Here is a 6,460-nt window from a genome sequence, read left to right as displayed (position 1 = left end):
CGTACCACTGCTGGAGGCAGTACATGCGCAGCATCCTGGGAACGCCGATCGGCTGTCGGCCGACGCGCCCGCTCGTAGGGTAGAGCGGCTCGATCACGGCAATCAGTCGCGCCCACGGCACCACGCGCTCCATGTCGGCCAAGAACTTCTCGCGCCGCGTGCGCTTCTTCTTCATCGCGTACTCGGCACTGGCAAAGCTGCGTTGGTTCATCTCGGTGGTGTTGTGACTTGCGGTCTCTTCACGCATGCACGGGCCGTGCCCGCCGCGACCTATTGATCAGCATTTCCCTAGCAGGCCGCACAACGTTTCAACTGTAGGAGCCACACACGACAAAAGGCTTGCCGGAACATGACAATTTTGTAATCTGAATGCACATCGCGCGCCGCTCGCGGACGCTCGGGGCGCTCGCGATGACTCTTCATCCCTCAATCCTCTAACAATCTACGGCGGCGCTTCTTTGACCGGCTCGCCGATCGACACAGCGGTTGCGGTCGGCAGTCCCTGGGTTTAAAAGGCTTGGCTGAGGGTACGCGCCGGTTGCCGTGCCGTGCCGCACAGACCACGCTTCGCGCCGCGCCCCAGGCGCGAGGAAAAACTTGAACGCAGGCGCCCCGATCCACGGCCACTTGGATAAGGGACGCGCTGCGCCGCGACGGCAGGATCGGGCGCATCAGCGCAGCATGCGGCAACAAGCTTGACCAGGTCGATGAGCAGCGAGGGCGGCGCCGGCTGGCCGGCTCTAGGGGACTGATCCGGGTGGCCGCCATCCTCCCCTGGCGCTGTCATGCGCCCGGCTCCCCGACATGGCCGCCAAACTGGTGCCGCATCGCCGACAGGATCTGGTTGGCGAAGTCGGCCTTGTCCTGCAAGGCGAATCGGTCGTACAGCGCCGCGCTGAGAACATGCGCGGGAACCGCTTCGTCGATGGCCGCCTGGATCGTCCAGCGTCCGTCGCCCGAATCGGAGACGCGGCCACTGTAGCTTGTAAGGTCGGGGTCTTTCCGCAACGCCGCGGCGGTCAGATCGAGCAGCCAGGAGCCGATCACGCTGCCGCGGCGCCAGACTTCGGTGATCTCGGGCAGGTTCATCTCTCCGCATCGCGCTTGCCGGTCCCCTTGCTGGCGTTGGCGTTGCGAAGGATGTTCAAGCCCTCGGCGTACGCCGCCATGACGCCGTATTCGATGCCGTTGTGGACCATCTTCACGAAGTGGCCGGCGCCATGGGGGCCGCAGTGCAGGAAGCCCTCTTCGGCGCCCGCTGCGAGCAGCGGCACGAGGTCGCGGAGCGCTTCGTCGACTATTGCCGCTGGAACCATCAGCCAGATCGCACGAGGCTTCGGCATCTGGGAGACCATATCCTGAAGCGACGCGGCCCCGGCGGCGCCGTCGATCAGCAGATTGGAGACTGCCCGCCGGCTGCATGTCATAGACGACGCAGGGGTGGCCTTTTTTCAGCAAGCGCCTCGTCACGCTGGCGCCCATCCGACCATATCGGATCAAGCCGAGCTGCAATTGGTATCTCCGTTGGTCATGGTGGACTCCTGCTCGCAGGGTGCGCGCGGTGAGCCCGCGCGTCTGTACGCTGTCCCAACTAGCTAGCGATATCCTGATGTTGTCTCGTCGTATTTAAAGGTACTCCTGGCTGCCTTTGGCAGCCAGGAGGTTGGCGCGTGGGTTGGATACGGCGGCGCTTGCCGACCACCATGCCGGCCGGCAGCACCAGGCCTGTGCCCGCAGAGGTCAAGCTGATGCCCACTTACATCCAGACGTCGGAGGCATGCCAGGCCACCACCGCCAGCCCGACCATCGCCAGGATCAGCCCTGCGCCTATCAGGATAAGTGCCGAAATCTTTTCCCAACAGGGACGTGAAGAAGAGCAGTGCGTTGACGCCCAGCATCACGAGGCTGCACTCGGCGAACATCATCGCGGCCTGACGCGAGGACTGGCCGTCCTGTTGCTGCCCATGCAACACGATGCCCACCTCAAACCCCGCCAGCACGAACAGCAGCGCCCCGTTGAGGCACAACAGCGCCGCAGGGCGGCCCTGGGAGGAGTTCACCGGATTGCTCTGCGCTGCCGCGTCGGGTGCGTGTGACGCTGGCAGCGTCACCGCAAGACCCAACATCATCACTCCGCGGAGCAGAGCAGAGAGAACCGCGCGCCCCGCGCCGAGAGCGCCGGGGACGCCGCTCCGCCGCTTACCCACGACCCGACCCCATCGGCCACCACGTTCAGTGCCGGGCCGAACAGTAACCCGAGCAGCGACATGGCGCCCAGCCGCGCGAAACGCCGCGCGCGACGATCCGCGGGCGTGTATTGGGCAACCAACGCTGAAACCACAGGAACGCCCGCCGCGACGAAGAAGCCGGCCGTCCCGCGTAGCGCGTAGATTCCCCACAGACCGGCCAATGCGGGGATGAGCAGAAGCAGCAGGCTGGCCACGAAGCCGACAAGCCCGGTGATCAGGATTCGCCCTCTCCCTAGCCGATCCTAGACGAGTCCCCACAAGGGTGACCGACCAGCACAACACACCGGTGAGAAAGCCGACGTGACGAGAGATTTCGGGGGCAGTTGCGTCCCGGCATCAGCGGGGTCAACCAAGCTGGCAGCAGAGGCAGAAGGGCCCCGTAGCCGGTACATCGACGTGCAGCCTGCGAGGGCGGCGCTGGCGCGCTTGACCGCCTTCAAGAAGCGGCACCCTCCCGCACATAGCACAGCAGGCCGGCGAGCTATAACAGTGCAGCAGCAGCAGCAGCAGCAGCAGCAGCAGCAGCCAGCGGAAGTTCGAATACAACAGGAAGTTCGTCGCGCTCATCAGCGCCACGCTGGCGGCACCCGCCACCGAAAGGGCCGTCAACGTCCCGCGTTCCACCCTTGCGAGCAGGCGGCATGCCACGGGAACCGTCATCGCGCCGGTGGCGACCATGAACCCGCCCATGACGTTGAACACATGGCCGAGCCAACGCTCGAGGCCGGGCGCGGCGGAACGCATCGATTCGAGAGAGCTGCCGATGAAGCGCGGATCTTCGGGCAGCAAGGCGGGGCGCAGGAACAGGAAGTACGCGCCTAAGCGCAACGAGCCAGAGACCGCAGACGACGAACACCTTGCCGGACGGCCGCAAACGCGAAGGCGTAGGCGTAGGCTGCATGAGGCAGCTCCTAATATGGCGTCATGCCGATGCCGTTGGGCGCTTTGCCCACGGGCACGGTGGCAATGACCTTGCGGTCGCCGACATCGAGAACGGAGACGGTGTTCGCGTAGGTATTGGTCACGAAGGCATGGCGTCCATCGCGATCGACCACCACCCCGTGAGCCCCTGACCCGGTCTCGACCGTCGCCACCGACTTGAAGGTCCGCAGGTCGATGACGCTCACGGTCTGGCCGGGCTTCTTCGCCGTGCCTTGGTTGGCTACCAGGAGCAGGCGGCTGTCGGGCGTAGCGTACAGCTGGTTCGGCACCGCCCCGACTGACACTTTGCGGATATCCTTTCGGCTCGCCGGATCGATCAACGCAACCCGATTTTCCCCAGACAGCGACACGAAACCCAGCCGGCCGTCGGGCGTGAAGCCGACCTGTGCCGGCACTTTGCCGACGGCGATCTGCGCGACTTGCTTTCGGCTTTCGGTGTCGATCACCGAGACCGTGCCACCCTTGAGGTTGGCGACCCAGCCCTCATTGCCGTCCGGGCTGATACGTATGCCATGCGGGGACGCGCCGACCGGGATCGTTCGACGACCCGTTGCGCAGCAGTGTCCACCACGCTGACGCTGTTCTCGCCGCCGCTCGTGATATAGGCGTGGCGGCCATCGCCCGCCACCACGACATGGGCGGGATGCATCCCGACCGGCACCTTTCCGACCACCTGTCGGTGGTTGTGTCGATGGCCCATACGGCTCCGGCGCCAGCCATCGCCGCGTGCTCGGACTTCGCCATTCCTTCGGGCGGCATCTTTTCGGCCGCCTTGGCAGGCTCGCCATTGTTGGTGATCCAGACCCGTGTGCCGTCGGGAGCGACCTGCACGTTGTGCGCGCCCTGACCGACCGGGATGCTGCCGATCTTCTTGAAGGTTGCCGCGTCGATGACGCTGACGGTGTTCGACCCCTCATCGGCGACGCAGACCTTTCCCGCCGCGGCAGAGGTTGAGCAGGCTGCAGCCAGGACGGCAATCTGTGCGACGGCGTCAACCACCCAATACGATGAGCTTTCTTGACATTGAGCACTCCACAAGAAAGGATGGACCCGCCTCACAGCACCACCGCCTTGTCCGGCAGCTCATTCACGTTGCGGGAATCAGCAGGAAAATGCTTCACCAGATGCTGCGTTACGGCCTGCACACCGCTCACCACACCGCCCTCAAAGTTCGATTGCCTGAACTTTGTTTCCATCTGGCGGCAAACCTTGTTCCATTCCTGCGAGTCCACCTTCGCTTGAATCCCGCGATCGGCGACGATCTCGACGGCCCGATCCGCAAGCAACAGGTAGATCAGCACGCCCGTGTTGTGTTGGGTGTCCCACACACGCAGTTGCGAGAACAGGTCGATCGCGCGGTCTCGGGCCGATTGCCCCTTGAACAGCGGCGCGCCATCCAGCGCCCCCTCGACCGCAAAACGGATCTCTCCGGCATGGGCGGTCTCGCTTGCTTTGATGGCCTCGTCGATCTTGATCAATGTGCCGCGGGGAAAGACCCGTCCGACCTGCCAGTCAGTTGCCAGCAAGTGCTTCAGGATGCGTTTGATCTTCATAGCTACCACCTCCCCGTCGCACCGCCGCCGCCAAAGCCGCCACCACCGCCGCTGAAGCCACCACCACCACGACCACCACGCCCGCCGCCGCCGTAGTACCCGCCGAATCCATGCCCAACCATGCCGCCGCCCACCAGTGTGACGAACAGCGCGATCACACCAGCAACCAACGCCATCGACAGGGCGCCGACGACGAACCAGGCAATCACCGCGACGACGCCGCCGGTGACCAACGAGCCCGGAACTTTGCCCAGCTTGGCGCGTAGCAGGCCCCCCAAGGCCAGGGCAACAATAAAGAGCACCGGGAGGTACTGCTGAACATCGCCGATGCTTCCGGTCGACTTGTTACCCGCCTCCGGCAAGGGCTCACCATCGATGACGCGGATGATTTGCCCGACCCCCGCCTTGATCCCGCCATGGAAGTCCTGGCTCTTGAATCGCGGCAGGATGGTCTCGCTGATGATGCGTTTGCTGGTGAGATCGGTGAGCGCCCCTTCCAGGCCGTATCCCACCTCGATGCGCAGCGCGCGGTCGTCTTTGGCAACGACTAGGATGGCGCCGTCATCGACTTTCTTTCGTCCGAGCTTCCATTGCTCTGCCACACGCAAGGCGAATTGCTCGATTTCTTCCGGGGCTGAGGTAGCGACCATCAGGACGGCAAGCTGACTTCCCTTCCTGGCTTCGAACGCTGTCAAGGTTTGCTCCAGGGAAGCCGTCTGCTCCGCGGTGAGCGTGCCGGTCTGGTCAGTGACATGTCCCGTCAACGGCGGCACGGGCACCTGCGCTGCCGCGAAGCTGGACCAGCACAACGCGAAGGCAAGCAGTAGCGCTTTCCCGATCCCGCTCGCGGCACTCCCGATGATCACTTGGCCGCTCCCGAAGCAGCGCCTGCGGACTTGCCCGATGCGGCATCGAATCCGACGCTGGGCGGCTTGGCGATTTCCTTTTCGTTCTCAACTGCAAAGGTCGGCTTTTCCTTGTAGCCCAGCACCATCGCTGTCAGGTTGGACGGAAAGGATCGCACCGTCACGTTGTAGTCCTGCACCGACTTGATGTAGCGGTTGCGCGCCACCGTGATGCGGTTCTCGGTTCCTTCCAACTGCGTCGACAGGTCCCGGAACCCTTGGTTGGCCCGGAGGTTCGGATAGTTTTCCGAAACAGCCATCAGCCTCGACAATGCGCCCGTCAATTCGCCCTGCGCCTGCTGGAATTTCCGGAAAGCCGCCGGGTCGTTGATCAACTCCGGGGTGGCCTGGATCGAGGTGGCTTTTGAACGCGCTTCGATCACCTTCGTCAGGGTGTCCTGCTCGAACTTCGCCTCGCCCTTGACGGTGTTGACGAGATTGGGGATCAAGTCTGCACGGCGCTGGTATTGGTTGACAACCTCCGACCACCCCGCCTTGACTTGCTCGTCGGTGGTTTGAAAGGTGTTGTAGCCGCAACCGGTGACGCTCAGCGCCAGCGCTGCTGTCAGTACTGTCAGTAGTTTGCGCATGCTCTTTCTCCAAAATTTCGGTTCGACCGTTGTGTGACCGGTCCTTATTCCCAATGACGCTGAGGCGCTTGTCCCCGCGCAGTGCAAACTGGAGGTCGACCACCGCGCTCAACAGCGCGGCAAAAAAGCACCACACCGAGATGAACTGCGTCGCATAGAAGTAGTAGGCCGCGGCAGAGGACTGAACCGCACCGGGATTCGAGGAGGCCGGTTGGCTTGAG

At 63.8% G+C, this 6,460-nt stretch carries 7 protein-coding genes and 4 pseudogenes; 1 reads left to right on the top strand and 10 read right to left on the bottom strand.

From position 1 onward, the window contains the following. Together APY03_RS45030 and APY03_RS35920 are read right to left on the bottom strand one after the other, a co-directional pair. Positions 1 to 211, bottom strand: a pseudogene (locus APY03_RS45030) (IS5/IS1182 family transposase); the annotation flags it as partial. A gap of 572 nt (positions 212 to 783) precedes the next feature. Beyond that, positions 784 to 1,512, bottom strand: a pseudogene (locus APY03_RS35920) (NAD(P)-binding domain-containing protein). 236 nt (positions 1,513 to 1,748) lie between these two features. Between APY03_RS35920 and APY03_RS35915 the strand changes: the two are divergent. Next, entirely contained in the window at positions 1,749 to 2,096 is a 348-nt protein-coding gene (locus APY03_RS35915) for a hypothetical protein (RefSeq protein WP_232324541.1), read from the top strand. Between the two features lie 32 nt (positions 2,097 to 2,128). Here the strand turns inward: APY03_RS35915 and APY03_RS35910 are convergent. The 8 genes and pseudogenes from APY03_RS35910 to APY03_RS45805 all read right to left on the bottom strand — a co-directional run. Then, positions 2,129 to 2,479 (bottom strand): annotated as a pseudogene (locus APY03_RS35910) (MFS transporter); the annotation flags it as partial. Between the two features lie 115 nt (positions 2,480 to 2,594). Further along, on the bottom strand, positions 2,595 to 3,038 hold the full coding sequence (locus APY03_RS45025) for a hypothetical protein (protein ID WP_232081425.1): 444 nt from the start codon (positions 3,036 to 3,038) through the stop codon (positions 2,595 to 2,597). Between the two features lie 122 nt (positions 3,039 to 3,160). Then, the gene (locus APY03_RS45020) at positions 3,161 to 3,637 is read right to left on the bottom strand and encodes a YncE family protein (protein WP_232324540.1); all 477 of its coding nucleotides are present in this window, start codon (positions 3,635 to 3,637) and stop codon (positions 3,161 to 3,163) included. Positions 3,638 to 3,674: 37 nt separating this feature from the next. Then, on the bottom strand, positions 3,675 to 4,190 hold the full coding sequence (locus APY03_RS45015; protein WP_232324539.1) for a YncE family protein: 516 nt from the start codon (positions 4,188 to 4,190) through the stop codon (positions 3,675 to 3,677). A 56-nt stretch (positions 4,191 to 4,246) separates the two neighbouring features. Continuing rightward, the gene (locus APY03_RS35895) at positions 4,247 to 4,744 is read right to left on the bottom strand and encodes a TPM domain-containing protein (RefSeq protein ID WP_068684991.1); all 498 of its coding nucleotides are present in this window, start codon (positions 4,742 to 4,744) and stop codon (positions 4,247 to 4,249) included. 2 nt (positions 4,745 to 4,746) lie between these two features. Further along, a complete protein-coding gene (locus tag APY03_RS35890) occupies positions 4,747 to 5,610 on the bottom strand; it encodes a TPM domain-containing protein (protein WP_068684989.1) in 864 nt (287 codons plus the stop codon). Further along, on the bottom strand, positions 5,607 to 6,239 hold the full coding sequence (locus tag APY03_RS35885; RefSeq protein ID WP_068684987.1) for a LemA family protein: 633 nt from the start codon (positions 6,237 to 6,239) through the stop codon (positions 5,607 to 5,609). The genes APY03_RS35890 and APY03_RS35885 overlap by 4 nt, the downstream gene beginning before the upstream one ends. An 85-nt stretch (positions 6,240 to 6,324) precedes the next feature. Next, a pseudogene (locus APY03_RS45805) lies at positions 6,325 to 6,460 on the bottom strand (DUF6629 family protein); the annotation flags it as partial.

It is taken from the genome of Variovorax sp. WDL1, from assembly GCF_001541225.1.
Taxonomy (GTDB): Bacteria; Pseudomonadota; Gammaproteobacteria; order Burkholderiales; family Burkholderiaceae_C; genus Variovorax.
This window is presented reverse-complemented; position numbering and strand designations above follow the sequence as displayed.